The organism is Coleofasciculus sp. G3-WIS-01 (assembly GCF_040223135.1).
Classification (GTDB): Bacteria; Cyanobacteriota; Cyanobacteriia; order Cyanobacteriales; family Coleofasciculaceae; genus Coleofasciculus.
On the sequence record NZ_JAVJZI010000280.1, the window covers coordinates 1 to 1,859 of the forward strand.

Here is a 1,859-nt window from a genome sequence, read left to right on the forward strand (position 1 = left end):
CCCTCTGGGATTATCTAACTTAAACTCGACGCTTGGTAGTTTTCTACGGGCTTTTGGTTTAAGGATTGCCGCAAGGATAGATAATTGTAAGGTGTGTCTAAGAACCAAGAATCCTCGCCCTAAAAGTGCGAGGAGCGTCAAGTATACCCAAAAAAAGGGGGGGTATCGACTATTTAATTACTGCATGAGGGTGTTCAGACCAAGACTGAACCACCTTGAGCGATGTTGAATGGCGCGGCTGGGTTGCATGTCCCTGAGACTGAGCCGTTTTTTGAACTACCTGTAGTTCGGCTTGCATCACAATCATCTGAGCCATTATGTTTTGCAGTTGAACCTGAAGTTGCTCAACCTCAGACTCGGTAGGTTGGGTAACATTTGCCGATGGGACAGATGTTTTTGTCTGATAACCTAAGAAGCTTTGAGCTGAGGCAAATTTCGCCGATGCTGTTTGAGAGCTAACTGGATGAGCGGTAGCGGGTTGGGTGTAGAAGGGTTGTGTGGTGATGATGAAAGGGTTACTCATCAGGAGTTCCCGGGATTTCATCACAGCATGTGTTGGTGCGGGTTCCGGTTTAACGGTTTCCTCAACCCGGTGTTGAACTTCGTGATCAGAAGGCTGAACTATTTCCGGTTCCGGTTTAACGGTTTCTTCAACCAGGTGTTGAACTTCGTGATCAGAAGGCTGAACTATTTTTGGTTCCGGTTTAACGTTTTCTTTAACCAGGTGTTGAACTTCGCTATCAGAAAGCTGAACGAATTCCTGTTCTAGTTCTTGCTCTAAAAAGTTATTGAGTCCAGCCGCTGCGAGTCGAGATTTAGAAAGTTTCAGATCTTCTAAAAGTTGTTCTTTTTCTTTAAGATTTCGCTCTAAATCCGAAAGCTGTTCTTCGGCGTGAGCCGATTTTCGAGAAGACTGAAGCCAGCCAGTTACGGCTACCGTAGCGATTCCCGTACCTACACCCAAAACACTTGCCAATCCTAGGTAAGGAGTAGCAATATCCCGGAGTTGTCCATGATGTACAGGCTCTCCCTGAAATTGGATGGTGACCTCTTTATCTCCGAAGAATGCTAGGGGTAAGGTCAAAACTGAGAACACGGCTGTCGAAAGTATTATCGGCGTAAAGAGAAATTTTCGTAAAGGAGAGCCAGTCATGATTGATAATTCCTAGTGATAATTTCCAGTATCAGTCGTATTACACAAGGCGTCTTTCTCAAATTTCACCAAATTGCAAATTGCCGATGCTGATTAAGCCAGTTGGCAGGAGAGATTGCTTGGGTGTGAATCGATTGCCTTAGCTTATTTACCAGATTAGCGAATCGTCCATCAAGTCCAGATAAAGTCACAGAAAAACCTAGTGAAGTTCTGGTGAATTTTCATTAACCAGTGATTTGTCATTCGTTTATGTCATTTGTTTACACCCTTAACCCTCTACTCCTATGCTCCTGTGCACACAGACATTCATGCTACGTCTGGAACATCGCACTCTGGCTCAGGGTAAGCGCGTGGGATGAGTTAAACGCCAATATCTTCATTCCAGAGCTTTGGGTTGTTTTGAATAAAGTCGCTCATCATCTGTTGGCATTCCTCTAGATTCAAATCAACAACCTCCACGCCATGGGATTCCATAAATTCTCTGGCACCGGCAAAGGTTTTAGACTCTCCAGCAATAACTTTTTTAATGCCAAATTGCACCACAGCCCCGGCGCAGAGGTAGCACTACCCTTAGTATCTTTTCCCTTGGCATTGTGGTATTTATTGTGCTACAGTATAAAGGTAGTCTAGCACAGGCAAAAATTCGTGAGTATTGCCAATCGAGTAATCGATACTTATCACGTAAAGTGATGCTAGTACGTGAGGC

1 protein-coding gene and 1 pseudogene are annotated in these 1,859 nt (G+C 44.4%); both read right to left on the bottom strand.

Features of this window, described 5'->3' with window-relative positions; all coding sequences use genetic code 11:
• Positions 1–169: 169 nt before the first annotated feature.
• Positions 170–1,153: a hypothetical protein gene (locus RIM23_RS29720; RefSeq protein ID WP_446371978.1), complete on the bottom strand. Its 984-nt coding sequence runs from the start codon at positions 1,151–1,153 to the stop codon at positions 170–172.
• 360 nt (positions 1,154–1,513) lie between these two features.
• Positions 1,514–1,717, bottom strand: a pseudogene (locus RIM23_RS29725) (nucleoside deaminase); the annotation flags it as partial.
• Positions 1,718–1,859 lie beyond the last annotated feature (142 nt).